Source organism: Marinobacterium aestuariivivens, assembly GCF_042661465.1.
GTDB lineage: Bacteria > Pseudomonadota > Gammaproteobacteria > Pseudomonadales > Balneatricaceae > Marinobacterium_A > Marinobacterium_A aestuariivivens.
The window spans coordinates 3,833,190-3,859,697 of the sequence record NZ_JBHSWE010000001.1 but is presented as its reverse complement, the minus strand read 5'-3'; the positions used below and the strand labels follow the sequence as shown (position 1 = coordinate 3,859,697).

Genomic DNA, 26,508 nt, shown 5'->3' with positions numbered 1-26,508 from the left:
CCGGAGAACGACAACGGGCGAGGCCAATACACGCACGCCGGTCAGTTGCCGCCACCGTCGTCCTTCGCCGCTTCCTGGATGTTCTCACCGGCTTGTTCGAGCTGCTTCCCGACCTGATCCGCCGCTTCTTCGGCTTGCTCGCCGGCCTGCTCCATGGCTTTATCGATTTCCTTGCCGGCACGTTCTGCCGGCCCTTCTTTCTCGCAGCCGGACAATGCGGCCAGCAACGCTCCGGTGAACAGTAGCGTGCCGACGGTCTTGAGCCCTTTCATGATCCATGCCTCTTGTTGATTCGGAGCCGGCCGCTCACCCGGAAGCCGGGGTGTTCCGCCTGCGAAACGATGAGGGTCATACGCTCGGGTCCTGGTGCACCAGGCGGAATCACCGCTTAGCAGGCTGTTAGGGGTCCGAGACCTGGATTTGCACCGCGAAGTCGAGCGCGCTTCTCGCGCCCCCACCGACAAAAACACCACTGACGGGCAGGGTATCGCGCGCGTGCGCCGCCGCCGCGATGGTCACATGCGTATCGGCGACCATACAACCATGGGTCGGGTCGAATCCGCGCCAACCGGCACCCGGCAGATACACCTCCGGCCAGGCATGCAGATCCCGGCGATCGCTCTGCAGGTTGCCTTTCTGATAGCCACTGGCAAAGCGCGCCGCTATGCCCTCGGCCCGACAGCAGTCGACGAACAGCACCGCCAGATCGCGACAGGCGCCGCGCCGGCTCTGCAAGGTGAACGCCGGCGCCTGCGGCGCGCCCGAGTGACGATGAATCTGGGTAAACTCGTTGTACAACTGCCGATTGAGGCGATCGAGAAATCGCAAGGTATCACGATTGACGCCCAGGCTGAGTTCCGCCGCAAAGGCGGTCACCGCGTCGTCCGCTCGGCTGCGATCGAGATAAGCCCTGGCGCAGATCGCATCCTGATCGTGGTCGATCGGCAACAGCATTGCTTCCGGCGCCAACATGAAATCGAAAGCGTTTTTGCGCAGTGTTTCGACCTGCATGTCGACCTCGATCTCGAAATGTTGGGATTCGCCCTCAAACCAGACTTGAGTGACGCGATTGCCTTCCAGATCGAGATGTTCATTCTGCCCCTGCGGTGCGGGGCTGATGTTGAGCCGATGAGCGACGACGCGCTGCGAGCCGTCGCTGCGCGGGTAAAAGCGCAGCTGCTGCGGGCTCAGCCGCACGGGTTGAGAATAGTTGTAGCGGGTGCGATGTCGGATGTTGAATATCAAGCAGGCGGTCCTCGTCAGCAGATGATTGAAGGTTTCCTGATTCCTGCCCAGGGTCAGTCGTGGAGGCGTTCGACGCGCACCGACTGCGCAGTGGCAAAAGAGGCGGGGCCGAATTGATTGAAGACCGCGACATCGGCGGCATCCCGCCCGTAGCCAAGCGCCACGTACCCGCCTCTTAGCGCTGACTGCGTGGCATCGAAGGTATACCAGCGGCCGCCCACGTAGGCCTCGAACCAGGCGTGCAGATCCATGGGCTCCAACTGATGCAGATAACCCACGACCATACGCGCCGGAATGCTGAGACTGCGGCACAAGGCGATGCCGAGATGCGCCAGATCACGACAAATACCGACTTGCCTGGCGTTCACCTCCACGGCGGACAAGGTGGCGCTGGTGCTGCCCGGCACATAACGGAATGCGCTGCGCAACCAGGCCTCGATCGCCGCCACCTGATCGTACCCCAACAGCCGCCCCGCGGTGATTTCGGCGGCCATCTCGTTGAAGTGGTCGGACTCGCAGTAGCGACTCGGCAGCAGGTAATAGAGCACGCCATCCGGCAGATGCTGCACATTGACGAAGGGTGCGCCGGGCGCCCTGTCGACATCATCGGCGACCATCACGTCAGCCACGGTGTTGACCGAAAAGCTTCCCGGCGGAGCGACCAGCCGCTGGCACAGGTTACCGTAGCCGTCGGTGAATTCGAAAACCGGCACGACGGGTTCGATCCTGTATTCTTCGCGCGAAACCCATTGATTCGCGCCGCTGCGCGGCCTCAACATGAGAATAAACGGGGTCGCTACCCCGATATCGAACGTCAAGTCACAACTGGCACGTAACCACATATTATCCCTCCATCGAGCACCGGCAACCGCTATTACGGTCGGAGAAAGACTCGAACAGCGGCTTCATCCTAATTGTCGTCGTCCTTGGCCGCCTCCTGGATATCTTCGCCGGTCTGTTCGATCTGCTCGCCGACCTTGTCCATTGTTTTGTCAGCTTCCTCGCCGGCCTCCTGCATCGCCTTGTCGATCTCCTCGCCGGCCTTCTCTGCCGGCCCCTCCTCTTTCTCGCAGCCGGACAATGCGGCCAATAGCGCACCCGTGAACAGCAAAGCGCTGACGGTCTTGACCCCTTTCATGCTCCATACCTCCCGTTTATTCGGTGTCCGCCAGGGAACCTGGCGAACCCTTCCCGGTCGTCCCTGCGGGGCAACCGGGCTCGAAACTTCATGCCGGCCGGCAGGGTTCTGCCGGACCGGACTAGCGGCTGTCCTGTCAGTACCGTTCCATGACGCCGTTGCTGATTCTGACCCGGTCGCCCACCCGGAAGCCGGGGTTGTTGTTGCTCAGCAGCAGCGTTTGCATGGAACCGTTCTCCATGCGCACCCGGACTCTGAATACCTCGGCGGTCTGCTCTTGTGGCCGGTTTTCCAGCTCATGGCCGATATAGGCGCCACCGGCCGCACCGATGATCGTCGCCGCCGTACTGCCGCTGCCGGACCCCACCTGACTGCCGACCACGCCCCCGACAACGGCTCCGGCGATGGTGCCCATGCCCACACCGCTGCCCCCGCTGTCCCCGCTGTCCTGCCGCACCAGTTCAATGGACTGGATGACTCCGTAACCCGAATAGATGGTGGTTTGATAGCCGTTGCCGTAATCGGATGACCGGTAGTCGGATGTGCCGGAATCGGACCTGTAGGACGGGTTGTTCAGGGTTTCACAGCCACCCAGCATCAAAACCGTTATCAGCGCCAGCACTGAACCGAATCCATACCTTAATTTCATGACCAGTCTCCTGCGTAACCTGAAGTGGGTGCCCTGGACGCCGGCATCGCATTCGTTCCCCGCGGTCCCGCACGCGTTCCTAGTGATGGCCACCGGACAGGGATTCCATGCGTCGATGACGCGTGCACGACCGTTCGATCCGGGTGCCTGTGTCGGTCCTCATGGCCATCATCGCCCACTTTCGGGACGGACTTCTGTACGCTAGCGCTCATAGCGGCCAAATGGTCTCGCTACCGCGAGCGGTGGCGAAAGACCCGGGCAACGGGCAGCGGCCTTGGCGTACACGGAAGGCAGTGATCATGAACGGTATTTTCATACCGGCTTGATATGTACGCTAGCGCCCAGACAATCACCCGCTTTCACGTCAAGCTGAAGTGGACACATCAGTGTCAAGGGGCGCTATCGGTGTGACCTTTCTTGACCGATACCGCCAGCTCTGTTTCCAATGCCAGGAAGATCATTGTGCCGGCTACGAAACCTGCCCCTGCCGTCAATCGACTGATCGCGGCCTTGCCACACCCGGAACGACAGCGCTTTCTGGCGGGTTGCGAGCCGGTGACATTGGCCTTCGGCGAGATTCTGGCCGAACCTGGCGCCCCCATTTCGCATGTCTACTTCCCCACGGAAAGCTTCATATCCCTGACGACAACGATGAACGGGCCCGCCCGTCTGGGGCTGCTGCTGGTCGGGGATGAAGGCATGCTGGGCATCTCCCTGATACTCGGCCTGAACCGGTCTCCCCTGCACGCCAGCGTACAGGGTCCGGGCCAGGCACTGCGCATGGAGGCCGCTCAGTTTTGCCGCGCACTCGAACGCGGTACCGCATTGCCGGGTCTGCTGAAACGCTATCTCTATGTGATGATGGGCCAGTTGGCACAGACCGGGGTCTGCAACCGCTTCCATCTGCTGGAGGCACGCCTCGCCCGCTGGCTCCTGATGGCGCAGGACCGGGCGCATTCGGACTGCTTCCATGTCACCCACGAATTCCTGGCCCGGATCCTGGGCGTACGTCGTGTCGGCATCACCAAGGCGGCCAGCGCCCTGCAAAACCGCAAACTGATCCGTTACCACCGCGGGGATATCAGGATCCTCGACCGCGGCGGACTGGAAGCGTCGGCCTGCAGCTGTTTCCGGCTCGACAAGTCGCTCTATGCCCGAATCATGGAGTAGACCTTGTCATACCGGTATCGGCAACGAGGAGACTGCGAGCCGCTGACGGCTATCGAGCCATGTCAGCTCGAGTCGATACAGGCAGACCGACGGGGCAGGCCCGGGCAAGGGGTCCAGAACGGCCGGATCGACAGGACCAATGGCATTCAGGTGGATAAGAACCAGCGCACCGGGCGCCGCCTGAAACAGCCGATTGAAGGCCGCTATGCGCTGATCGCCGGGCAGCGTAAGGTCGATCATGAGCATTTCGCCCCCGGCCCGGCCCAGTCGCGCGAGTCCATCGGACAGTTGCGCTACCCACTCGGTCAGACCGGCACAGCCATCCGAATTCGCGAGCACTTCCCGGCTCAGATCTGAATCGGCGGCTGCGTCTAATGGCGCCGGAATACGACCGCGCGACCGGACGCCGGCTATCGCCGGCGACCGCGCAACAGCCATTCGGATATCTTCAGCCTGCACCTTCGTGAATGCCCGGTCGTTAGTCATGGCTGTGTCCTGTATCGTCGCGATCCGCCCGTGGCGTACCCTTCACGCACCTGTGCGGGGCTGGGGGCTGGCTGAAGGGCTCTGTGCCTGTCAGGCTCGAAGGCCTCCCTGTCCGGGGGCCGAGTTCAGGTACAAGGCTATCCATTTGCCCCCCACCCCGTCGGTACGCTGTCATACACAATGGCCGGAGTCCGCAATGAACCGACGCAATGTGCGCTTGCGCACAGACGCAGGTCCCGGATTGAACAATCCTAGTGGCGATGACGGGCGAGCGTGCGGCTGCCAATGCAGCCGGCAGCGCACACCCGCCCGCCAGCGCTCCCCAGCCTATCCGGAGAACAGAACCATGCAATCACTGAAGCAATTCCACGCCTTTTTCCTGATGGCCGTACTGGCCCTGTTCGTGGGCTGCGCCTCCACTGCGCAGCAGGAAGGCACCGGCGAGTACATTGACGACACTGTTCTGACCACCAAAGTCAAGGCGGCGATCTTCAACGAACCCACACTGAAATCCGCGGAGATCAACGTCGAGACCTTCAAGGGCGTGGTGCAGTTGAGCGGCTTCGTCAATTCCCAGGCCGATATCAACAGGGCCGTCGAGGTGGCACGAAGTGTCGAGGGTGTGAAAGCGGTCCGAAACGACATGCGGGTCAAGTGACGGCCGTACGCTGAATAGGCCCGCATGCAGCCTTGCTGACCGCGCAACGGGAGAGAAAAACGGATGCTGTATTACGCCTTTGTGTTTTTTATCGCCGCCGTGGTCGCCGGCTTACTGGGTTTTACCGGTATCGCAGCGGGCGCCGTCGAGATCATCAGGATCCTGTTTGTCGTTTTTATCGTGCTGTTTGTCGTCTCGCTGATCATGGGACTGAAGCGTCGCAAATGACCCCGGACCCGCGCAACGGCCGGCACGGGCGTGCCATGCGGCAACCACGGGGTTCCGGCATGCCGAAGCCCGGGACAAAGGCCTGAAAAAGCCGAAAAAAAATCCGGGGCCCTCCCTTTTTGGCGGGCAACCGGATTATTTCGCGTTCATTCGACGCTCGTTCATTCGATGAGGGGCAGCGCCAGAGCGCAGCCCCGCGCAGGCGACAGTATTGTTCAGGACGCGGCGGGCACTATTCGGAATCGTCGATCTCGTGGCCGATGATGCCGCCGACCGCGGCACCGCCCACGGTGCCGGTCGTGCTGCCACCGGTCAGGATGGCACCGCCGACGGCACCGACACCGGCGCCAATGGCGGTATTGGTGTCCTGTTTCGACATGCCGGAACAACCCGCCAGACCGAGCAGCATACCTGCGATCAGTGCGCCGAGCGCAAAATTCTGTAGCGTTTTCATGGATTAACCTCTATCTCAGTGGCTGCACGGGACGGGTCGTTCAGATGTTCACCGCTCCGATACCGGGGCAGTTTCCATGCGAACGCCGATCCTTGTTTCCATCATCTCGCGAATGCGGGACAGCTTCTGTACGCCAGCGCTCATAGCGCGCATGGGCCCGGTCATTGCGGCCGCGATCAATTGCCGGCCCGGGCAAGTCGTCTATACTGGCAGGACGTCAAGCAGTGAAGAAACCACACCGGAAAGGCCGTTCGGTGCCTGCCCGGTGACCGGAACAGGAGCTCGACCGTGCCCCCCTTCATGACCCGCGACAGAACCACCTGCTCGCAGCCCTGCCGACGGATGAATATGCGCGCCTCGCCCCGCACCTGGAAAGCGTCTCGCTGCCGCTCGGCCAGGTGCTCTACGAATCCGGCCACGAGTTGCGCCACGTGTATTTCCCGACCGATTCCATCGTCTCCCTGCTCTACGTCATGCTCGATGGCGCTTCGGCCGAAGTCTCCGTGGTCGGCAACGACGGCATCATCGGCATTGCCCTGTTCATGGGCGGCGAAACCATGCCCAATCGCGCCGTGGTACAGAGCGCCGGCCAGGCCTACCGGCTGCCGGGACAACTGCTGAAGCGGGAGTTCCAGGACTCGATCGCGCTGCAGCACCTGCTGCTGCGCTACACCCAGGCACTGCTGACCCAGATGGCGCAGACCGCGGTATGCAACCGCCATCACTCGCTCGACCAGCAACTCTGCCGCTGGCTGCTGCTGAGCCGCGACCGGCTGCCATCGGACGAGCTGCTGATGACCCAGGAGCTGATCGCCAACATGCTCGGCGTGCGCCGCGAGGGTGTCACCGCGGCCGCCGGCAAACTGCAGGCGGCCGGCCTGATCCACTACCACCGCGGCCACATCACCATCGTGGACCGGGCCGGACTGGAGGCCAGGACCTGCGAGTGCTATGCAGTGGTCAAACGCGAGTACGACCGACTGCTGCCGGGGAGCGGCGTTGCATAATCACGCCGCGCGGACTCGGCCGCCACCCGCGCGCCAGCGCAGCGGATCGTGCAGACGCCTGCAGGCAGATACGCCTTTTGGGTGTATTCCATGACGGATGATCCGCAGGCGGAGCCGCCGTATACCCGGCTGCCGTCGGCCTACGTCGATCGGCTGACCAAACCTTTTGCCCGCTTTCTGCACATCGAGGCCGCCGGCGGTGCCGTTCTGCTGCTGTTCACGGCCGCGGCACTGATTCTGTCCAACTCCCCTGGGCCCATCCGTTTCTGGATCTCTGGGAGACCCGGGTCGGGCTTCAGGTCGGCGCGTTCGATTTCGCCCGGCCGCTGAAAGAGTGGATCAACGACGGCCTGATGACGCTGTTTTTTCCTCGTCGCCCTGGAACTCAAGCGGGAGCTGGTGCTGGGAGAGCTGAGCAAGCCGCGCATGGCAGCGCTGTCCATAGCGGCCGCCGCAGGTGGCATGCTGGTGCCGGCAGCGCTGTACCTGGCGCTGCAGTGGGGCCAGCCCGGGGTGACGGGCTGGGGCACGGTGATGGCGACGGACACCGCCTTTGTCATCGGTTGCCTGGCACTGCTGGGAAGGCGGATTCCGCCGAGCCTGCGCCTGTTCATGCTGTCGCTGGCGATCGTCGACGACATCGGCGCCATTCTTGTCGTGGCGATCGGCTACAGCGGCGACCTCTCCTGGGGCGCACTGGCGCTGGCGGCGGCCGGCCTCGCGGTCATTCGCGCAATGGCGGTACTGGGCATCCGTGGCTTTCCGCTGTACTTTCTGTTGGGTGCCCTGATCTGGCTGCTGGTGGATGCATCCGGTATTCACGCCACCATTACGGGCGTGATTCTCGGTCTGATGACGCCGGCCCGCCGCTGGGTCAGCGACGAGCGCCTGTACGCCATACTGAGCCAGGTCATCGCCCATCCGGCCGATGATCAGGGCAGCGGGGATACCCGGGACCGCCAGACGTTGCGGGCGGCCGAGATCGCGGCGCGCGAAACGCTGTCTCCGGTCGAAAGGCTGGAGATGGCGCTGCACCCTGGGTCGGCTTTGTCATCATGCCGCTTTTCGCTTTTGCCAACGCCGGCCTGCCACTGTCGTTCGACGCACTGGACGGTTCCGTCACCGCGGCCGTATTCTTCGGCTTCGTTCTCGGAAAACCCATCGGCATTCTGACGTTCAGCTGGCTGGCAACAAGGTCCGGAATCGCGACTCGACCGCCGGACCTCAGTTGGCGGCTGCTGGCAGGCGGTGGCCTGCTCGCCGGCATCGGATTCACGATGGCGCTGTTCATTGCCCACCTGGCCTTCGGCCCAAATCAGATCGACAGCGCCAAGCTGGGCATCCTGCTGGCCTCGGTTGGTTCCGCCATTGCCGGTATCGCGCTGTTGCTGCCGCTGCCCGCGCAGGCCCGGCCCCCTGCGGCCGATCGCGACTGACAGGTTACCGCCAGGCCGTTCAAGGGCCGCGGCACCCTCTCCGATCCGGCCAACGGTTTTGCACCGCCCCGCAGCGAGATCTATCCGGTCGATGGCGGCGCCGGCCCGCTGTGGCTAGTCTTAAAAGGTTAAGCGAGCTTCCGTCCCCTTCGAGACAGGCACAGCGGACACGATGGACACCTTCGATAACATCCGCGACATTCTGGCCAACAGCTTTGGCGAGTTCCTGAAAATTCTGCTGGCCTACCTGCCCAACCTGATCACCGCCCTGTTGCTGCTGTTGCTCGGCTGGCTCTGCGCCCGGCTGGTCCGGACGCTCTGGCTGCGTTTCGGCTCCGGCCTCGACCGCCTGACCGCAGCTCTGCGGCGCCGGCCCTGGGGGCGGGACTGCCATTGCGCAAACACGATACCGGCATCGTGGCGCGGATCCTCTATTGGCTGGTGCTGCTGTTCTTCATTGCCGCAGCCGTCGAATCGCTGGGGTTGCCGGGCCTGGCCGACTGGATCAACCAGCTCATTCAGTTTCTGCCGCGCCTGGTCGTCAGCGGCCTGATTCTGGTCGCGGGCTATCTGCTCGGTACCCTGGGCGGCGATTTCATGCGCACCGCGGCGCTGGCCCGGGGCCTGGATTCGGCCGAGGCGCTTGGACTGATGACCCGGGGGCTGGCCGTTACCTTCGCGGCCATCCTGGGCATTGGCCACCTCGGTCTCGATGTCGGCCTGCTGGCCAACCTGGTGACCATTGCCGCAGCCGCGATTCTGGGCGGACTGGGGCTGGGATTCGGCATCGGCGCCCGGGACCAGGTCAGCAATATTCTGGCGTCCCACCAGCTGCGCAAGCTCTACAGGGTCGGTCAGCAGGTGCGGATCGACGGCACCGAGGGCGAAATCCTCGAGATCACCTCGACGGCGGTGGTGCTCGACACCGCGGAGGGACGGGCCCTTGTCCCGGCCAGGCTGTTCAATGACAGCGTTTCGCTGCTCAAGCAGAGGGCCGACAGCGATGTCTGATCTGCTGGCAACCCGTTTCATGGACGATCACCCCGAAGCGGCCGCCGCAGCGCTGGCAGGCCTCGCCGCAACGGATCTGGCCGAGCTTTTCGCCGGCATTCCCGAAAGAACCGTCGTCCGCGTGTTGCAGCATCTGCCGCCCCTGACGACAGCCCGCTGCCTCGAAACATTGCCGACGGACAGGGGTGCCGGGCTGCTGGCCCGACTGCCCACCGGCCTGGCCGTTTCCCTGTTGCAGGTGCTGGCTCCCGACGTTCGCGACGGCCTGCTGCAGGCGATGCCGCCCGGCATCAATCGCGCACTGCGCCTGGTACGCAGCTTTCCCGAGGGCTCGGTCGGCGCCGCCATGGACACCCGGGTTCGGACGCTGCCTTCGAACCTCGGTGTCGACGAGGCACTGAGACGGCTGCGTCAGGGTCCGCAGCCTCCGCACCATCTGGTATTCGTTCTGGACGACGCGCATCGGCTGGTCGGCCAGGTCGCGGTCCAGGACCTGGTCGCGCGCGCCCCGCGGCTAAGCGTCGGCAGCCTGCTTCAGTCCGACGTCGCCCACTTTTTGCCCCGTACCCCGCTGCGGGCGATCGAGCATCACCCGATATGGACGCGGGACACCCTGGTAGCGGTCACGGACCGACGGGGCCTGCTGCTCGGCGTTCTGAGCCAGGCACGGATGGTGAGTACACTGACGGCTGAATCCGATGCAAAGGTCAGTCCGGCTAACCCGATGCTGGACCTGATCGACCTGTTCTGGTCAACGGCCGCCACCTTGCTGATCCCGGCCCGACACGACCCGGCCACGAAGGACGGTCAGCATGACGACTGACCGGACAGGCGCCGTGCCGCTGTTGCAGCAGGCCTACCTGCAGCAGTATCCCGGCGAGGCCACCCAGCTGCTGGAGAAACTGCCGGCCGATCAGATCGGCCGCATTCTCGGCGACATGCCGCTGGAGCCCTCCCTGCCGGTCTGGGAGCGGCTGGTCCCGGACATCGCAGGCCGGGTGCTCGAGTCGCTGCCGTTGCCGCGCATCCGGGAGCTGCTGTCCCGGGCCACCCCCAACCGCTGCATCGCCTGGCTCACGGGGCTGGAGCCGGAGGTTCGCGAACGCTATCTCGACCAGCTCGATGCCGGCAGAGCCGGCGAACTGCGCCTGTTGATGAGCTTTCCGCCAGACCGCGCCGGCTCGCTGATGGACCCGCGCGTACTGGTATTCCGGCCGGCCATGACGGTCCGTGAAGCCATGCGCCGGCTACGCGACAGCCGCCGCCAGGATATTCTCAGCCTGTTCGTGTTGGATGACGACAACCGGCTGGCCGGCTTCATTCCGATCCAGCTGCTGGCCATGTCGCGCGCCGCCGACCGCCTGGACGAGTTGATGCAGCCCGTGCGGGCCTTCGTCGAGGCGCTGGCGCCACGCGACGAACTCGTCGAACGACTGGACGAGTATCGCCTGATCGACCTGCCGGTGATCGACCGCGATGGCCGGCTGCTCGGCGTCGTCCCCCCAGGCCCTGGTCGCGGCCGTGGAAAACGAGGCCAGCGCGACGCTGCAGACCATGGTCGGCAGCAGCAAGGAGGAGCGGGCCCTGTCGAGGGTGTCTTTCGCCGTGCGCAAGCGCCAGCCCTGGCTGCAGATCAATCTGTTGACGGCCTTTCTGGCCGCCGCGGTCGTCGGTCTGTTCGAGAGCACCATCGCCCAGTTCACCGCCCTGGCGGTGCTGCTGCCGGTGGTTGCCGGACAGTCGGGCAACACCGGTGCCCAGGCGATGGCCGTCACGATGCGCGGCCTGGCGCTGCGTGAGATAAGCGCGCGCCACTGGGGACAGCTGATCGCGAAGGAAGCCGCCGCGGCCAGCCTCAACGGTCTGGCCATTGCCGGTGTCACCTCCCTGGGGGTCTGGCTCTGGAGCGGCTCGTACGGGCTGGTGCTGGTCATCTGTCTGGCAATGGTGCTGTCGATGGTGATCGCCGGCATGGCCGGTGCCACCATCCCGGTTCTGCTGACCATGCTGGGACAGGATCCCGCGCAGTCGTCGAGCATCTTTCTGACGACCGTCACCGATGTCGTCGGCATGTTCAGCTTCCTCGGCCTTGCCACCCTGCTGTCCGGACTGCTGTGATGACGGTTGCCGAGCGCGGGAGTAACCTGTCAACAGCAGTCTGTTTCATCAATACCAGACCGTTGCCGCATCGGCGACGGTGACCGGAGGTGGAATCATGACGCCCAAGGCAAAGCCGGAGCCGGTGGAAACACCCGGGCGGTCGCAACCGCACAGACCCGCCAGCGCCCTGACCAAGCTGACGGCGCTGCATCGGATCGTGCAGCGGGTCAGCCAGGCTGCGGACCTCGAAACGGCGCTCGATGCCATCGTCGGCGGTGTGCGCTCGACCATGCAGGTCGAAGCCTGCTCTGTCTTTCTCACCGATCAGGCCCACCGCCATTACGTGCTGATGGCCACTGAAGGGCTGAACCCGGCGATCGTCGGCCAGCTGCAACTGCAGCAGGACGAAGGCCTTGTCGGTCTGGTCGCCCGGCGCCGCAAGCCGGTCAATGTCCGCAACGCGCCGGCCCAGCGTCTGTACCGTGCCCTGCCAGGTTCGGGCGAAGACGTATACCACGGATTTCTCGGCGTCCCCATCGTTCACCGCGACGAGCTGCTGGGGGTACTCGTGGCCCAGCAACTGGCCGAGCGCCGCTTCCGCGAGTCGGAAGTCGCGTTCCTGGTCACCCTGGCGGCCCAGTTGGCCGGCTCCATCGCCCTCTCGCTGGCCCACGGCGCCGCCGTCGGCGAAGCCGATATCGCCGCTACCGGGCCGATCCGCATCGAAGGCGGGGCCGGTGCCAGCGGCATCGCCATGGGGACCGGCGTGGTGATCTATCCGCCGGCCGAGCCGGAAAAGGTGCCGGACCGCCCCGCCGGCGATATCGACCGTGAAATCGAGCTGCTGCGCCATGCGATCGAGCGGGTCGCCGGCGAATTCGAGCAGCTCGGCGAACGTATGGACCCCGGCCTGACCGCCGAGGACCGGGCGCTGTTCAAGGCCTATGCGCTGATCGCCCGCAGCAGCGAACTCTACGATGCCACGGTCGTCCGCATCCGCCAGAACCACTGGGCACCGGCGGCCCTGCGTGACAGCGTGCTCGATCACGTGCGGCTGTTCGAGCAGATGGACGATCCCTACCTGCGCGAACGCGCCCAGGATATCCGCGATATCGGCCGCCGCCTGCTGGCTCGCCTGCTCGAGGAAGAAGAGCCCGGCGAGCGCCACTATCCGGAACAGACAGTGCTGGTCGGCGAGAGCCTGGGGCCGGTCGACCTGACGGCGGTACCGCAGGACCGTCTGGCGGGCGTGATCTCGGCCCACGGCTCGAGCCTGTCACACCTGGCGATCCTGGCGCGTTCGATGGAGATTCCGGCGATCATGGGCGTGGCCGGCGACTTTCCCCTCACCGAACTCGACGGCCGGACCCTGATCGTCGACGGCTATCAGGGCCAGATCCACCTCGACCCCAGCGAGGCGCTGCGAAACGAGTTCCGCAGGATGCGACACCAGGAGCAGAAGCTGTCCCAGGAGTTGCAGCGGCTGCTCGAACTGCCGGCCGAGACGCCCGATGGCGTGCGTATCCCGCTCTATACTAATGCCGGCCTGTTGTCGGACCTGAGCCATTCGCTCGCCCGCGGCTCCGAAGGCATCGGGCTCTACCGCACCGAGTTTCCTTTCATGGTACGCGACAGCTTCCCGACCGAGGAGGAGCAGTTCGCGCTCTATCGCCAGGTGCTCCAAGCCTTCCATCCCCGCCCGGTCACGCTGCGCACCCTCGATATCGGCGGCGACAAGGCCCTGACCTACTTCCCGGTGCAGGAAGAGAACCCCTATCTCGGCTGGCGCGGCATCCGCATCTCCCTCGACCACCCCGATATCTTCCTGACCCAGATCCGCGCCATGCTCAGGGCCAATGCAGGGCTCGGCAACCTGCAGCTGCTGCTGCCGATGATCAGCCGTGTCGAGGACCTCGACGAGGCCATGGTGTTGATCGCGCGCGCCTGCCACGAGCTGCAGGACGACGACGACGCCATCCGCATGCCGCGCCTGGGGGTGATGATCGAAGTACCGGCCGCCGTCTACCAGGCCGAGGAACTGGCGCGCCGCGCCGAATTCCTCTGCGTCGGCACCAACGACCTGACCCAGTACCTGCTGGCGGTCGACCGCAACAACGAACGGGTGGCGAAATGGTTCGACGCCCTGCACCCGGCCGTGATCCGGGCACTGATCCAGGTCGTCGCCGCCAGCCAGCGCTACGGCAAGCCGGTCAGTGTCTGCGGCGAGGCCGCCGGTGATCCCGCCGTTGCGCTGCTGCTGCTGGGCCTGGGGGTCGAGAGCCTAAGCCTGAGCCCGAGCGACCTGCTGCGCATCAAGTGGGTCCTGCGCTCCTTCAAGCGCCAGCAGGCCCGCGAACTGTTGTCACGCGCCCTCAATCTCGAACAGGCCAGCGCCATCCGCGCCATGCTGGTCCAGGTCCTGGTCGACGCCGGCCTCGGCGCCCTGGTGCATCCGGGCAACTCCACCTGATTCCCGAGTGTGGGAGCGGCTTCAGCCGAGAAGGCGGAGAGCACCGACGGTGGCTATTCGCGGCTAAAGCCGCTCCCACGCGAATAGCCGCCTTTGGTGCCATTTCCGTTCAAGGATCTCCGCTATCACTGGCTATGCTTACCTGGAGTCAGGATTCACGGGAGATTCCAGAATGGCAAGGATGCCGAACTTCCACAGTCGAGACCTGCGCAATGGGCGAGTCTCGATGCAGCACCATCTGTATCTGATCACCACAGTCACTCATGGGAGGGAAAGGCTGTTCCGGGACTTCCGGTGTGGCCAGTCGCTTGCATCCGTGCTGAGAAACGAGGACGCCCACGCACGGACGCTGGCCTACGTCATCATGCCTGACCATCTGCACTGGCTGTTTCAGCTTCGGAGCGACACCGAACTGCATCGGCTGATGCATCGAATCAAGGGTATCAGCGCCTACCGCATCAACCGCTTGCTAGGGCGATCCGGGTCCGTTTGGCAGCCGGGCTACCATGATCATGCGGTACGCAATGACGAGGATTTGCGAGCACTGGCGCGGTATGTCGTCGCCAATCCTCTGCGTGGGGGACTGGTGACTAGCCTGGGCGATTACCCCTTCTGGGATGCTATCTGGCTTTGAGATTCTTGTAAGGCTGGGAGAAACAGACGTGTGGGGGCTTTTGTGGGAGTGGCTTTAGCCACGAATGGAAGTGGCACCGATGCCGGCTATTCGCGGCTAAAGCCGCTCCCACAGCCACTCCCGCAGCCGCTTCCACAATCGGGAGTTGTCAGGAACCATAGAACCGCCAACGCCACATTTATATCACAAATGTATTCATTTGAACTATTGATTTCTGTTATGTGCGGCACAGGGATAGGATCGAATCAAGCCAGTGAGAACTGCCGGCTCCGCGCGACGGACATCCGATATCCGCGCTGACGCCCGGCCACTGGCCCATAACGACACCCACAAGAACAATTGGGAGTAACAAGATGTTGAAGATGCCCCAGACCCTGTCCATCCCCAACGGCGACAAGGTACGACCGACCTTCACCAAAGCCGAACTCGAGTCCCGCCTGGCCAAGCTGCGCGCCTTTATGGCCGAGCAGAATGTCGAGGCCGTGCTCTTTACCTCGTACCACAACATCAACTACTACAGCGACTTCGTCTACTGCCGCTTCGGCCGCGATTACGGTCTGGTCGTCACCCAGGACAGCTACACCACCGTCACCGCCAACATCGACGGCGGCCAGCCGTATCGCCGCAATCAGCTGGGCGACAACGTCGTCTACACCGACTGGCAGAAAGACAACTTCTTCTATGCCGTCAAGCAGCTGATCAGGGATGGCGGCAAGGTCGGTGTCGAGTACGACCACATGCCGCTGCAGAACCTGCAGAAGATGAAGGATGCGCTGCCGGCGGCCGAGTTCGTCGATATCGGCGTGCCGACCATGAAGATGCGCATGATCAAGTCCGACGAGGAGATCGCGCTGATCAAGCAGGGCGCGCGCGTCGCCGACGTCGGCGGTGCGGCCATCCGTGACGCCATCGCGGTCGGTGTACCTGAATATGAAATCGCCCTCGCCGGCACCCAGGCGATGGTGCGCGAGATCGCCGGCACCTTCCCGCACGGCGAGCTGATGGACACCTGGGTCTGGTTCCAGTCGGGCATCAACACCGACGGCGCCCACAACCCGGTGACCTCGCGCAAGGTGCAGGCCGGTGATATCCTCAGCCTCAACACCTTCCCGATGATCGCCGGCTACTACACCGCGCTGGAACGTACCCTGTTCGCCGAACACGCGTCGGACCGCCACCTGGAGCTGTGGGAAATCAACTGCAAGGTTCACCGCCGCGGTCTCGAGCTGATCAAGCCGGGTGCGCGCTGCTGCGATATCGCCGCCGAGCTGAACGAGATCTTCGCCGAGCACGATGTGCTGCAGTATCGCACCTTCGGTTACGGCCATTCGTTCGGCACCCTGAGCCACTACTACGGTCGCGAGGCCGGTCTCGAACTGCGTGAGGATGTCGACACCGTTCTGGAGCCGGGCATGGTGGTGTCGATGGAGCCGATGCTGATGATCCCGGAAGGCCGTCCGGGCGCCGGCGGCTACCGCGAGCACGATATCCTGGTGGTCGGCGAGAGCGGTGCCGAAAACATCACCCGCTTCCCGTTCGGACCGGAGTACAACATCATCAAGGGCTAGGCAGGCGTAGTGCCCTGTTGGGTCAACTACGCCAGCCGGTAACAGGAACCCCACATTCTTGCACCGGCCCGCCCTTTTTCGGCAACGCCAAAGTTGCCAACCAGGAGTGGTACCGGAGCCCCACATCCGGTAGCACTCCACCCCGACGGGGATATTCATGTCGCATGTGCAATATCGGTAAATTAGAAAAGCGAATAACGCTTTTCCCTATCCAGCTACAAATACCTGCAAAACAATAAACGTCAGGAGCGAGACTCCTGCTGGAGAAGGTGCAACTCATGATCATCGAAGCCTGGACTCTGGACTGGTTCATTATTCTCAACCTGGCGCTGCTCACGCTCACTGCGGCGGCCTATGCTCGGCGCGAACTCATTACCTCATCCACGGACTGACAGGAGACAGCGCATGAACAATTATATTTGGCTGAACTGGACCCTGTTGCTGGTCTCATTCGCGGTACTGATATACATGGGATTCGTTTCGAGCCGAGTCGTTAATAGCGATGACGAATCGGGATTTCTGATCGCAGGACGCTCGCTCGGTCCCTTCGTGGGTGCGGGCACGATCGTCGCCACCGGCTTCAGCGGCTGGGGCTTTATGGGATCGCCCGGCGTCGCCTTCGAGTTCGGCGCAGTGGAGGTTCTGGGCAACTTCTTCTTTGCCCCGGCGATGGTGATCGCCGTTCTCTACTTTGCCTCCTTCCTTCGAAAACAGGCCGACCGCCTCGGTAGCTGCACCATTCCCGAATACATCGCCCAGTTACACGGCTCGGGGCCACTGGCCCGCCTGGTCCAGGGCATGGCAGCGATCATTACCATACTGCTGCTTCTGGTGTTTCTAACCAGCCAGATCAAGGCGGTCGGCCTGCTGGGCGCCTCCTGGCTCGGCATCGACCTGAACTCCAGCGCCGCGATGATGATTGGCGTCATCATCCTCTACACCATGCTCGGCGGGCTCGCCGCTGTCGCCTGGACCGATACGCTGATGGTCTGCGGCATGGCATTGGCCGCGATCGTCATGATGGTACAGATCTTCACCGACCTCAGCCCCAGCGAGCTGATCGAACGGCTGAACGCCATGGATCCCGGTCTGCTGAATCCGGTTACCGCCCAGCCGTATGGAGAAAACCAGAGCTCGGTGTTCCTGGTGTTGCCCTACGCCTTCCTGTTTACCGCCGTACTGCCCTATATGGCCGTTCGTTTTCTCGCCTTCAAACCGGGTGTGCGGTTTCATCAGGTTGCGATCTGGGTCGCGCCGCTGGGCTGCCTGTTGAGCCTCGTCCCGATCGCGGGACTCTATGTGCGCGCCAAACATCCGGAGCTGGCCGAGGCTGACCAGGCGATGCCCTACTACCTGGCCAATTACCTGCACCCGATAGTGGGCGGCGTCATTACACTTTTCATTCTCTTCGCGATGAAGTCGACCGCCAACTCGCTGCTGCACACGGTATCGTCCGCCGCCTCTCACGACCTGCGCAAGGCACTGTTTGCGAACAGCCGGGCATCGGCATCGCGGGTACTCTGGCTGAACCGCAGCTGGGTGGTGATTCTCGGTATTCTGGGTCTGGTCATGATGCTCTATGCCCCGCCCTTCATGCTCTCCTGGCTGGGAATTCTCGGCACCGGCACCTTGCTGGCGGTACTGATCGGACCTGTATTCGTCTCGTCGATCTGGCGCGGTAACAGTTACGGCGCCCTCGCGGCAATGCTGTCCGGCCTGGTCACCAGCGGCGGCTGCCTGCTGTTCACCGACCTCGGCTGGGTCGAAGGGCCCCTGATCGGCTGTGCGGTATCGAGCCTACTCTACGTCAGCGTCAGCAAGCTGACGTTCGCCCGGGCGCCCCGCCCAGACCACCGTCAAGCCGCCGCAGGCTGAACTTCGGCAATCCCCGGGGTATGCCCCCGGGGCTCTAGTTCATTCACCACAACACCAAGGCTGTCACCATGGATAAGACCTGGCTGCTCACCGTTGTCGGAAACGACGACCCCGAACTGTTGCAGCAATTTACCGCTACGATCGCCCTGTGCGAAGGCTCCCTGCTCGATCACCAGTTGGTCAGCATGGCCGGCCGGCTCAGTGGCCTGTACCGCATCAGATTGCCGCAGGAAAATGTCGCCTGGGCCTGGAAGCGCCTGGAAGACTTCGCGGCCGCCGGTCTCTACCTGGTCGCGCGTGAACAACTGAGTTCGATGCCGCCCCGGAGCCCCAAACTCAGCGTCGAGATCAGCGGTCCCTACCGTCTGGGTCTGGACCAGGACATCCGCATCATCCTGGAGAGTCACGGTGCCGATATCGAGCATTACAACCAGCAGGCCGTAGCCGCCGCAACGAACGACCGGGTGAACTTTCAGGCCAATATTCAGGCACGCCTGACACGGGACCTCTGCGGGGATCGACTGCAGCAGACCCTGCTACGCTTGAACCAGGACCTCTCCATCGATCTCTCCGGCCCGGTATAACGGGCCGGATCACGCCCCGTCAAAGGCTGCCGTTGACCGTGAAACGCTGGCTCTGCTGCAGGCCGTTACGCAGGTAGTCGAGCAATCGTGTCGAGGCGGGCGACAGGTTGGCGACATCATAATTGAAACCGATCGTGACCTCCCCTAACGGCGGCAGGTGCCCCAGCACCTTATCGGCTCTCAGCTTGCCCGGGACCGTATTGTTCGCCAGTGCACTGACGCCGAGCCCCGCCTCCACCGCGGCCTGGATCCCCAGCAGGCTGGAGGTGCAGTACAGAATCCGCCAGGCGATGCCGGCCCGGTTGAGGGTTTCGGTAATATGGCGACGATAGACGCAGCCCTGCGGGTACAGCACCAGTGGCACCGGCTCCAGCGGATCGAGCCGGAACGAAGGTCCGCTGACCCAGGACAGCGGTTCGACGATCGCATCGCCCGGCAGAATCTCCTCCGACGGGTGCTCGTCCATGCTCATCACCAGGTCATAGGCGCCACGACGGTATGCCTGTCGCAGATGCACGCTCAGGTCGCTGCTGACATCCAGTGTCACGCCGGGATAGGCGTTGCTGAACTTCGACAGGGTCATCGGCAGAAAGGACACCTCAAAGTCGTTTGGAATGCCGAGCCGTACCGAACCGCTCACCGCCGGCGTGGTCAGCTGGGAAATCGCGGTGTCGTTCAGCTCCAGGATCTTGCGCGCATGACCGTACAGCAGCTGTCCCTCCTCGGTCAGTCGCAGCCCGCCGTTGCGATTGAACAGCGATACCTCGATCAACTCCTCGAGGCGCTTGATCTGCAGGCTGACGGCCGGTTGCGAGCGTCCCAGCACCTCGCCGGCCTGGGTGAAACCGCCCAGGTCATTGATGGTGACGAAGGTCCTCAGAAGGTCCATCGGCAGGTTTTTCATGGCGATCTCCGCGTGCGCTGTCGTCTGCCAAGGGTATCGCACCGCATTAGCACATTAAATAGACCCAGCATAAACATTGTAAAAATAAATACTTCCCCACACCGGAAATCGCGCCGTGTTTACAAGAGCGCCCTCTGCTCCTACGAATTATCGGCCCTGGCACTAACCCGTGGGAGCGGCTTCAGCCGCGAATAACCGCCTTTGATGCCATTTCCGCTCGTGGCTAAAGCCACTCCCACAGAAGCCGTTCCCACAATCAGGAGTTATCACGAGCCATAGAATCTCCTACGCCACCTTAACGATCGTACCGCTTTGTAGCAGCGCCCCGCCGCGTCAAGGCTCAGTCTTGCGGCCCTTTATGCTGCCGCGGTCCGGTGGTCTGAAGCGGCTCGAAACTGTCGGGGGTGGCTGCAGCCCACCACTCGGCATAGGGCGTCGAATTCGGGTCCTCCAGCAGAATGCCGGGGGCAAGGAAGTCCTTGATCTTGTCCATCGTCGCCACCGAGTTGGGGCCGGTGCGATGGTGCAGATGATGCGGACGCAGATCGCCCGGCTGCTCGAGGCCCGCGGCACCGATCAGCTCGCCGAGGCGTTTCAGGGTATTGCGGTGGAAGTGGGCGACGCGCCAAGCCTTGTCGTCGATTACCAGCCCGCGCTGACGGTAGGGGTTCTGGGTCGCGACGCCGGTCGGACAGCGGTCGGTATGACATTTCTTCGACATCACGCAGCCCAGGGCGAACATGAAGGCACGGGCGGCGTTGCACCAGTCGGCGCCCAGCGCCAGACTGCGTGCCATCGAAAAGGCACTGTAGACCTTGCCGCTGGCGGCGATACGGATATCGCCGCGAAGCCCGGTGCCCACCAGCGCATTGCGCACCAGTACCAACCCCTCGCGCAGCGCCATGCCGACATGGTCGGAGAACTCCTCCGGCGCGGCCCCGGTGCCCCCTCTGCCCCGTCGACGACGACGAAGTCGACCAGGATACCGGTCTCGAGCATCGCCTTGCAGATCGCGAAAAATTCCCAGGGATGGCCGACACAGAGCTTGATGCCGACGGGCTTGCCGCCGGAGCGCTCGCGCAACAGCGCGACGAACTCCAGCAGCTCGACCGGCGTCGAGAAAGCTCTATGGGCCGGCGGCGAAACGCACTCGGTGCCCTCGGGCACATGGCGGGCGCGGGCGATCTCCGCGGTGACCTTGCGTCCCGGCAACACCCCGCCATGACCCGGCTTGGCGCCCTGACTGAGCTTGATCTCGATCATCCTGACCTGGTCGCTCCGGGCCTCGCGCTCGAACAGTGCGACGTCGAAATTGCCATCGCGGTCGCGGCAGCCAAAATAACCAGTGCCGATCTCCCAGACCAGATCGCCGCCATGGCGGCGGTGATAGACGCTGATGCCGCCCTCGCCGGTGTCGTGGTAGAAACCGCCACGGCGCGCGCCGAGATTGAGCGCCTCGATCGCGCGGCCGCCGAGGGCGCCGAAGCTCATCGCCGATATATTCAGCAGCGAGGCCTCGTAGGGCCGGCTGCACTGCGGACCGCCGACACGCACGCGAAAATCGGTATCACCGATCGTTCGGGCGATGATCGAATGAGTCATCAGCTCGTACTGGTTGTCGTAGACGTCGAACGCGGTGCCGAACGGCTGGGAGTCCACTACATCCTTGGCGCGTTCGTAAACCAGCGAGCGCTGTTCTCGATTGTAGGGCCGGCCGCTGAGATCGCTCTCGACGATATACTGGCGCAGATAGGGGCGCGTCAGCTCGAACAGCCAACGCAGATGGCCCACCAGCGGATAGTTGCGCAACAGTGTATGGCGGTGCTGCAGCATATCCCAGAGGCCGAGCCCGGTCAGTGGCAGCAGGATCAGCAGCCAGGCACTCCAGCCCGCCCCGAACAACCCCGCCAGCACGGTGATGGCCGTTACCAGTGTCAACACTGAAAGAGCGCCGTAGCGCACGGCCGGGTCGGCAAATTTCTTCATGCTATGCCCTGTCGGTTTGGATCGGGAGACACCGGCATAAACCGGCGCAAACTATCGACAAGTCTGGCACAGGGTAATCGAAGATGTTCCGGCTATGCCAGGTATTCGGCATCGCCCCATAGCGACTGCTGTACATAAAAAACCCCGCCGGGCGGCGGGGCGAAAGAGCCTGGGGATGCATGACGAAAACCAGGCAATAGGGATGCTGATCTCAGCCGTTGCGCGCTTTGGCCATAGTCAGGGCCAGATCCTCGATCATGTCCTCCTGGCCGCCAACGGTGCCGCGACGGCCCAGTTCGACCAGGATATCGCGGGCCGGGATGCCGTATTTCTTCTCGGCACGCTGGGCGAACAGCAGGAAGGACGAGTAGACGCCGGCCCAGCCCAGGGTCAGGGCGTCGCGGTCGACGCGGATCGGCTGATCCATCAGCGGCACGACCCGGTCCTCGGCCACGTCCATGATTTTGTACAGATCGATGCCGGTGTTGGCACCCATGCGATCCAATACCGCACAGAGCACTTCCAGCGGGGTGTTGCCGGCGCCGGCGCCGAGACCCGCCACCGAACCATCGATGCGTGCGGCGCCCGCCTCGATCGCCGCCAGGGAGTTGGCCACACCCATCGCCATATTATGATGGCCGTGGAAGCCGATCTCGGTATTGGCCTGCAGCTTGCTGCGCAGCAGACCGATCTTCTCGGTCACTTCGTCCGGCAGCATGTAACCGGCCGAGTCGGTGCAGTAGATGCAGTTGGCGCCGTAGGACTCCATCAGCTTCGCCTGCTCGAGCAGCTGCTCGGCCGAGACCATGTGCGCCATCATCAGGAAGCCGACGCAGTCCATCTCCATCTTCGCGGCCAGGCTGATATGCTGCTGCGAGACATCGGCCTCGGTGCAGTGGGTGGCGACGCGGATGGTCGAGACACCCAGATCCCGGGCCATGCGCAGATGATCGACGGTGCCGATACCCGGCAGCAGCAGCGCCGAGATTTTCGCCTGTTTCATCTTCGGCACCACGGCGTTGAGGTAGTCCTCGTCCGAGTGCGCCGGAAAGCCGTAGTTGACCGAGGCGCCGCCGAGTCCGTCGCCATGGGTCACTTCGATCAGCGGCATTCCTGCCTCGTCGAGCCCGGTGGCGACACTGACCATTTCCTCCAGGCTGATCTGGTGCCGCTTGGCGTGCATCCCGTCGCGCAAGGACATATCGTGCAGGGTGACGTTCTTGCCCTTCAAATTCATGTTTATTCCCCCGTGCCGGCAATGTTATGGAACCGTTCGCCGCTTCCTCGGCGAACATCTCCGCGGTCCTTAGTCCTGCCGCGGTCATGATGTCCAGGTTGCCGGCGTACTTCGGCAGGAAGTCGCCCAGACCCTCGACCTCCATGAATACCGAGACGCGGTTGCCGTCGAACACCGGACCGTTGACCAGGCGGTAGCCCGGCACGTATTTCTGCACCTCGGCCACCATGGCGTGGATGGATTCGGTGATCGCACCCTGATCCGGTTCGCCCTCGGTCAGGCAGTGGATGGTGTCGCGCATGATCAGCGGCGGCTCGGCCGGGTTGATCACGATGATCGCCTTGCCCCTCTTCGCACCGCCGACCTTCTCCACCGCGCCGGCGGTGGTGCGGGTGAACTCGTCGATGTTCTGGCGTGTGCCGGGCCCGACCGAGCGGGACGACACAGTGGCGATGATTTCGCCGTACTCGACCGCCTGCACGTGGGAGACCGCCGCCACCATCGGGATGGTGGCCTGGCCGCCGCAGGTGACCATGTTGACGTTCATCTCGAGGTTCTTGGCGTGGTCCTGCAGGTTGACCGGCGGCACGCAGTAGGGACCGAGCGCCGCCGGGGTCAGATCGACCATGATGACGCCGAGCTCGTTGAGCTTGCGGCTGTTCTCGGCATGGACATAGGCCGAGGTGGCATCGAAGGCGACGCGGATATCGTCCGCGATGACGTGCGGCAGCAAACCGTCGACGCCGGAGGCTGAGGTCTTGATACCCATCTCGCGGGCGCGTCTGAGGCCCTCGGATTCGGGGTCGATACCGACCATCCAGACCGGCTCGATCCATTCGGAGCGCTGCATCTTCATCAGCAGATCGGTCCCGATATTGCCGGGACCGATGATGGCGGCTTTGAGTTTTTTAGTCATGATTAAACCCTGTATTCGCTATTGGCATGCATCGTAGGAGCGGCGCCCTCGACGCGAATGGGCTCTGTGCCTGACCTGTTCGCACCGGGGCGGCGCTCCTACGGAGGGGTAATCTACCCGCCGCTCGCAGGAGCCTCGCCCCGAGGCGAACGAATCCAGCACCGCGGTCATTCGCACCGGGGCGGCGCTCCTACGGGCAGATATCAACCCAAGGTGTCAGGTAAAGGACACCGACGCGCGGCCCATGCCCTCGATCTCCAGCTCCATCAGATCGCCGGCCTTCACCGGCTCCAGCGGCACCAGCGAACCCGAGAGAATGATCTCGCCGGCCTTGAACGGGATGCCGAAGCGCCCGAGGGTGTTGGCCAGCCAGGCCACCGCGGTCAGCGGATTGCCCTGGACCGCGGAGCCGAGGCCCGTGCTCAGCGGCTGGCCGTTCTTGAACACCCGCATCTGGCAGGCGGCCAGGTCGATCTCGCGCGGGTCGATCCGGTCATCGCCGAGCACGAAGACGCCGCAGGAGGCATTGTCGGCCACCGTGTCCTGGATGCGGATCTGCCAGTTGTGGATGCGCGAATCGACGATCTCGAAACAGGGCGTGACGTACTCGGTCGCCGCCAGCACCTCTGCCTCGGTAATGCCGGGCCCGACCAGGTCCCGCTTCAGCTTGAACGCGATCTCGCCCTCGGCGCGCGGCTGGATCAGCCGGTTGCCGGCGATGGAGATGGCGGCGCCGTTGTCGAACCACATCTCACGGGTGATGAAGCCGAAGTCGGGCTGGTGCACGTTCAGCATCTTCTGCACCGCCTCGCTGGTAACGCCGATCTTCTTGCCGACGATGCTGTCGCCGTCGGCCAGGCGCCGGTGCAGCATATGCAGCGAGATATGGTAGGCGTCGTCGATGCTGATATCGGGCTCCCGCCCGGTCAGCGGCGCCAGGGTTTTGCCGGTTCGCAGCGCCTCGTAGAGTTCGTCGCCGTAGCGGCCGATCTGCTCCTGATTCATCGGCTCATTCCTCGCCTTCGTCGAGAAAGTCGATGCACTCGCGGTTGAACAGGTCCCGGTGCTCGACCATGACCCAGTGACCGCACTGGCTGAGCTGGACGAACCGGATCCTGCTGCAGGCTTCCATCATCGTCTGCACGCCGCTGACCGGGCAGAACTTGTCGTTCTGGCCCCAGAAGCCGAGGACCGGGCACTGCAGCTCGTCCAGCCGGCCGGCCATATTCGGCACCTGCATCGTCGACAGCACGCACCTGGGCTGGTTCTGCACCACCGCTACGCGCTCGTTGACGATCTCATCGGTGATGAGCGACGGGTCGAACAGCTGCAGGCCCAGCAGCCGTCGCATGCCATCGTGATCCAGCTCGCCGCCCATGAAGGCCGCCGCCATCTTCTGGATGCCCTCCATCTGCTGGAAATAGGCCTCTTTCTCCATCAGCCCGCCGGGCGCCATCAGGATCAGCCGGCTGACCTGCTGCGGGCGGTCGAGCGCCATCTTGATGGCGATGGCACCACCGAGGGAGTTGCCGACCAGGGCGTAGCGCTCGAGGCCAAGCTCATCGACCAGGCCGAACAGCGCCTCGACGAAGAGGTCCAGCACGTATTCGGTTTCCGGCTTGCTCGAAAGGCCGTAACCCGGCAGGTCCGGCACGATGGCACGATAGCCCGCCTCGGCGAACAGCGGGTAGTTCTGCTTGAAGTTGCTCCAGCCGCTGGCGCCGGGGCCGCTGCCGTGAATGAAGATCACCGGCAGACCCTGGCCTGCGTCGTGGTAATGCAATTCGAGACCCTTGCCAACCTGCAGGAGCTGACCGGTCGGGAGGCAATTGTTGTTCATTTTCCGCTCCAGTGGTCCTGAGTTGAGTGCATTTTTCCAAGACTGCCCCTCTGCTGCATCGTCCGGACGGACGACGCCCCCGGCCGCATCGCCCGCTAAGTTGGCAACAACGCAATTAGGGATACAGCAATGGAGCCTTCTATGCAGAAACCACTGGATTTTTCCGGCAAGGTCGTGATCGTCACCGGCGGCGGCAAGGGTGCCGGACGCGGTATCAGCGAACGCTTTCTCGCCGCCGGCGCCGAGGTGCTGATCTGCGGACGCAGTGAACCCGAGACGCTGCCGACGGCCAACGGCAAAGAGGCGCTCTTTATGGCGCTGGACGTGCGCGACCCGGAGCAGACCCAGCGCCTGATCGGCCTGGCACGCGAGCGCTTCGGCCGCCTCGACGTGCTGGTCAACAACGCCGGCGGCGCGCCCTTCGCCGAAGCGGCCACCGCCTCGCCGCGCTTCTCCGAATCGATCATCCGGCTCAACCTGCTGGCACCGCTGAACCTGGCGCAGCAGGCCAATGCCCTGATGCAACAGCAGCCCGAAGGCGGCGTCATCATCAATATCGCCAGCGTAAGCGCCATCCGCCCCTCCCCGGTACCGCCGCCTACGGCGCCGCCAAGGCAGGCCTGTTGAACCTCACCCAGTCGCTGGCCGTGGAATGGGCGCCGAAGGTGCGTGTCGTGGCCGTCACCGCCGGCCTGATCCTGACCGAACAGGCGCAGCTGCACTACGGCGACGATGCAGGCGTGGCCGCCGTCGCCTCGACCATTCCGCTGAACCGGATGGCGCAGCCGGACGACATCGCCGACGCCTGCCTGTTCCTGGCCTCGCCGCTGGCCAGCTATGTCAGCGGCAGCAGTCTGACCGTGCACGGCGGCGGCGAAAAACCCGCCTTCCTCGATGCGGCCAACAGCTGAT

The 26,508-nt window shown here is 63.7% G+C and carries 26 protein-coding genes and 4 pseudogenes; 17 read left to right on the top strand and 13 right to left on the bottom strand.

Annotated elements, in window-relative coordinates; genetic code table 11:
• Nucleotides 1-41 precede the first annotated feature (41 nt).
• The 5 genes from ACFQDL_RS20165 to ACFQDL_RS20145 form a co-directional block, all read right to left on the bottom strand.
• Nucleotides 42-272, bottom strand: a complete 231-nt coding sequence (locus tag ACFQDL_RS20165; protein ID WP_379910579.1) for a hypothetical protein — start codon at nucleotides 270-272, stop codon at nucleotides 42-44.
• Nucleotides 273-399: 127 nt separating this feature from the next.
• A complete protein-coding gene (locus ACFQDL_RS20160) occupies nucleotides 400-1,245 on the bottom strand; it encodes a transglutaminase family protein (protein WP_379910578.1) in 846 nt (281 codons plus the stop codon).
• 53 nt (nucleotides 1,246-1,298) lie between these two features.
• The gene (locus tag ACFQDL_RS20155) at nucleotides 1,299-2,087 is read right to left on the bottom strand and encodes a transglutaminase domain-containing protein (RefSeq protein ID WP_379910577.1); all 789 of its coding nucleotides are present in this window, start codon (nucleotides 2,085-2,087) and stop codon (nucleotides 1,299-1,301) included.
• Between the two features lie 68 nt (nucleotides 2,088-2,155).
• The gene (locus tag ACFQDL_RS20150) at nucleotides 2,156-2,383 is read right to left on the bottom strand and encodes a hypothetical protein (protein ID WP_379910576.1); all 228 of its coding nucleotides are present in this window, start codon (nucleotides 2,381-2,383) and stop codon (nucleotides 2,156-2,158) included.
• Nucleotides 2,384-2,519: 136 nt separating this feature from the next.
• Nucleotides 2,520-3,032 (bottom strand): glycine zipper 2TM domain-containing protein, encoded by a 513-nt coding sequence (locus ACFQDL_RS20145; RefSeq protein ID WP_379910575.1) that lies wholly within the window; start codon nucleotides 3,030-3,032, stop codon nucleotides 2,520-2,522.
• 462 nt (nucleotides 3,033-3,494) lie between these two features.
• Between ACFQDL_RS20145 and ACFQDL_RS20140 the strand changes: the two genes are divergently transcribed.
• Nucleotides 3,495-4,202, top strand: a complete 708-nt coding sequence (locus tag ACFQDL_RS20140; protein WP_379910574.1) for a Crp/Fnr family transcriptional regulator — start codon at nucleotides 3,495-3,497, stop codon at nucleotides 4,200-4,202.
• Between the two features lie 6 nt (nucleotides 4,203-4,208).
• Here ACFQDL_RS20140 and ACFQDL_RS20135 read toward each other — a convergent pair whose 3' ends face one another.
• A complete protein-coding gene (locus ACFQDL_RS20135) occupies nucleotides 4,209-4,688 on the bottom strand; it encodes a hypothetical protein (RefSeq protein WP_379910573.1) in 480 nt (159 codons plus the stop codon).
• 346 nt (nucleotides 4,689-5,034) lie between these two features.
• Here ACFQDL_RS20135 and ACFQDL_RS20130 point away from each other — a divergent pair, with 346 nt between their 5' ends.
• Nucleotides 5,035-5,346, top strand: a complete 312-nt coding sequence (locus ACFQDL_RS20130) for a BON domain-containing protein (protein ID WP_379910572.1) — start codon at nucleotides 5,035-5,037, stop codon at nucleotides 5,344-5,346.
• 63 nt (nucleotides 5,347-5,409) lie between these two features.
• A complete protein-coding gene (locus tag ACFQDL_RS20125; RefSeq protein WP_379910571.1) occupies nucleotides 5,410-5,574 on the top strand; it encodes a DUF1328 domain-containing protein in 165 nt (54 codons plus the stop codon).
• A gap of 232 nt (nucleotides 5,575-5,806) precedes the next feature.
• Here the strand turns inward: ACFQDL_RS20125 and ACFQDL_RS20120 are convergent, their stop codons facing one another.
• Complete coding sequence (locus ACFQDL_RS20120; RefSeq protein WP_379910570.1) at nucleotides 5,807-6,028, bottom strand: glycine zipper 2TM domain-containing protein; 222 nt, start codon at nucleotides 6,026-6,028, stop codon at nucleotides 5,807-5,809.
• A gap of 320 nt (nucleotides 6,029-6,348) precedes the next feature.
• Here ACFQDL_RS20120 and ACFQDL_RS20115 point away from each other — a divergent pair, with 320 nt between their 5' ends.
• The 13 genes and pseudogenes from ACFQDL_RS20115 (at nucleotide 6,349) to ACFQDL_RS20055 (ending at nucleotide 18,713) form a co-directional block, all read left to right on the top strand.
• Nucleotides 6,349-7,035, top strand: coding sequence for a Crp/Fnr family transcriptional regulator (locus ACFQDL_RS20115; RefSeq protein WP_379913209.1), 687 nt, complete (start codon nucleotides 6,349-6,351; stop codon nucleotides 7,033-7,035).
• Nucleotides 7,036-7,125: 90 nt separating this feature from the next.
• The gene (locus ACFQDL_RS20110) at nucleotides 7,126-7,365 is read left to right on the top strand and encodes a hypothetical protein (RefSeq protein WP_379910569.1); all 240 of its coding nucleotides are present in this window, start codon (nucleotides 7,126-7,128) and stop codon (nucleotides 7,363-7,365) included.
• Nucleotides 7,302-8,471, top strand: a pseudogene (gene nhaA / locus ACFQDL_RS20105) (Na+/H+ antiporter NhaA). Before ACFQDL_RS20110 ends, nhaA begins: the two are co-directional and overlap by 64 nt.
• A gap of 172 nt (nucleotides 8,472-8,643) precedes the next feature.
• Nucleotides 8,644-9,024, top strand: coding sequence for a mechanosensitive ion channel family protein (locus tag ACFQDL_RS20100; RefSeq protein WP_379910568.1), 381 nt, complete (start codon nucleotides 8,644-8,646; stop codon nucleotides 9,022-9,024).
• Nucleotides 8,913-9,482: a mechanosensitive ion channel family protein gene (locus tag ACFQDL_RS20095; protein WP_379913207.1), complete on the top strand. Its 570-nt coding sequence runs from the start codon at nucleotides 8,913-8,915 to the stop codon at nucleotides 9,480-9,482. The genes ACFQDL_RS20100 and ACFQDL_RS20095 overlap by 112 nt, the downstream gene beginning before the upstream one ends.
• Nucleotides 9,475-10,305 carry a magnesium transporter MgtE N-terminal domain-containing protein gene (locus ACFQDL_RS20090; RefSeq protein ID WP_379910567.1) on the top strand — a complete coding sequence of 277 codons (831 nt, stop codon included), beginning with the start codon at nucleotides 9,475-9,477 and terminating at the stop codon, nucleotides 10,303-10,305. Before ACFQDL_RS20095 ends, ACFQDL_RS20090 begins: the two co-directional genes overlap by 8 nt.
• Nucleotides 10,295-11,281: a CBS domain-containing protein gene (locus ACFQDL_RS20085; protein WP_379910566.1), complete on the top strand. Its 987-nt coding sequence runs from the start codon at nucleotides 10,295-10,297 to the stop codon at nucleotides 11,279-11,281. The genes ACFQDL_RS20090 and ACFQDL_RS20085 overlap by 11 nt, the downstream gene beginning before the upstream one ends.
• Nucleotides 11,247-11,600: a magnesium transporter gene (locus ACFQDL_RS20080; protein WP_379910565.1), complete on the top strand. Its 354-nt coding sequence runs from the start codon at nucleotides 11,247-11,249 to the stop codon at nucleotides 11,598-11,600. The genes ACFQDL_RS20085 and ACFQDL_RS20080 overlap by 35 nt, the downstream gene beginning before the upstream one ends.
• A 97-nt stretch (nucleotides 11,601-11,697) precedes the next feature.
• Nucleotides 11,698-14,052 (top strand): phosphoenolpyruvate--protein phosphotransferase, encoded by a 2,355-nt coding sequence (gene ptsP / locus ACFQDL_RS20075; RefSeq protein ID WP_379910564.1) that lies wholly within the window; start codon nucleotides 11,698-11,700, stop codon nucleotides 14,050-14,052.
• Between the two features lie 172 nt (nucleotides 14,053-14,224).
• Entirely contained in the window at nucleotides 14,225-14,686 is a 462-nt protein-coding gene (locus tag ACFQDL_RS20070; protein ID WP_379910563.1) for an REP-associated tyrosine transposase, read from the top strand.
• Between the two features lie 353 nt (nucleotides 14,687-15,039).
• Entirely contained in the window at nucleotides 15,040-16,254 is a 1,215-nt protein-coding gene (locus ACFQDL_RS20065) for a M24 family metallopeptidase (RefSeq protein ID WP_379910562.1), read from the top strand.
• A 405-nt stretch (nucleotides 16,255-16,659) separates the two neighbouring features.
• Complete coding sequence (locus ACFQDL_RS20060) at nucleotides 16,660-18,129, top strand: sodium:solute symporter family protein (RefSeq protein WP_379910561.1); 1,470 nt, start codon at nucleotides 16,660-16,662, stop codon at nucleotides 18,127-18,129.
• A 68-nt stretch (nucleotides 18,130-18,197) separates the two neighbouring features.
• Entirely contained in the window at nucleotides 18,198-18,713 is a 516-nt protein-coding gene (locus ACFQDL_RS20055; RefSeq protein WP_379910560.1) for an ACT domain-containing protein, read from the top strand.
• A gap of 19 nt (nucleotides 18,714-18,732) precedes the next feature.
• On the opposite strand, the gene ACFQDL_RS20050 is transcribed toward ACFQDL_RS20055, so the two are convergent.
• The 6 genes and pseudogenes from ACFQDL_RS20050 to ACFQDL_RS20025 all read right to left on the bottom strand — a co-directional run bounded on the left by ACFQDL_RS20050 (nucleotide 18,733) and on the right by ACFQDL_RS20025 (nucleotide 25,596).
• Nucleotides 18,733-19,617 (bottom strand): LysR substrate-binding domain-containing protein, encoded by an 885-nt coding sequence (locus tag ACFQDL_RS20050; protein ID WP_379910559.1) that lies wholly within the window; start codon nucleotides 19,615-19,617, stop codon nucleotides 18,733-18,735.
• Nucleotides 19,618-19,957: 340 nt separating this feature from the next.
• A pseudogene (locus ACFQDL_RS20045) lies at nucleotides 19,958-21,108 on the bottom strand (FMN-binding glutamate synthase family protein).
• Between the two features lie 706 nt (nucleotides 21,109-21,814).
• Complete coding sequence (dmpG, locus tag ACFQDL_RS20040) at nucleotides 21,815-22,840, bottom strand: 4-hydroxy-2-oxovalerate aldolase (protein ID WP_379910558.1); 1,026 nt, start codon at nucleotides 22,838-22,840, stop codon at nucleotides 21,815-21,817.
• Nucleotides 22,841-22,847: 7 nt separating this feature from the next.
• Nucleotides 22,848-23,756: pseudogene (locus ACFQDL_RS20035) on the bottom strand (acetaldehyde dehydrogenase (acetylating)); the annotation flags it as partial.
• 216 nt (nucleotides 23,757-23,972) lie between these two features.
• On the bottom strand, nucleotides 23,973-24,761 hold the full coding sequence (locus tag ACFQDL_RS20030; protein WP_379910557.1) for a fumarylacetoacetate hydrolase family protein: 789 nt from the start codon (nucleotides 24,759-24,761) through the stop codon (nucleotides 23,973-23,975).
• A gap of 4 nt (nucleotides 24,762-24,765) precedes the next feature.
• A complete protein-coding gene (locus ACFQDL_RS20025; RefSeq protein ID WP_379910556.1) occupies nucleotides 24,766-25,596 on the bottom strand; it encodes an alpha/beta fold hydrolase in 831 nt (276 codons plus the stop codon).
• A 129-nt stretch (nucleotides 25,597-25,725) separates the two neighbouring features.
• On the opposite strand from ACFQDL_RS20025, the pseudogene ACFQDL_RS20020 reads away from it, so the two are divergent.
• Nucleotides 25,726-26,507: pseudogene (locus ACFQDL_RS20020) on the top strand (SDR family oxidoreductase).
• The last annotated feature ends 1 nt before the right edge of the window (nucleotide 26,508 follow it).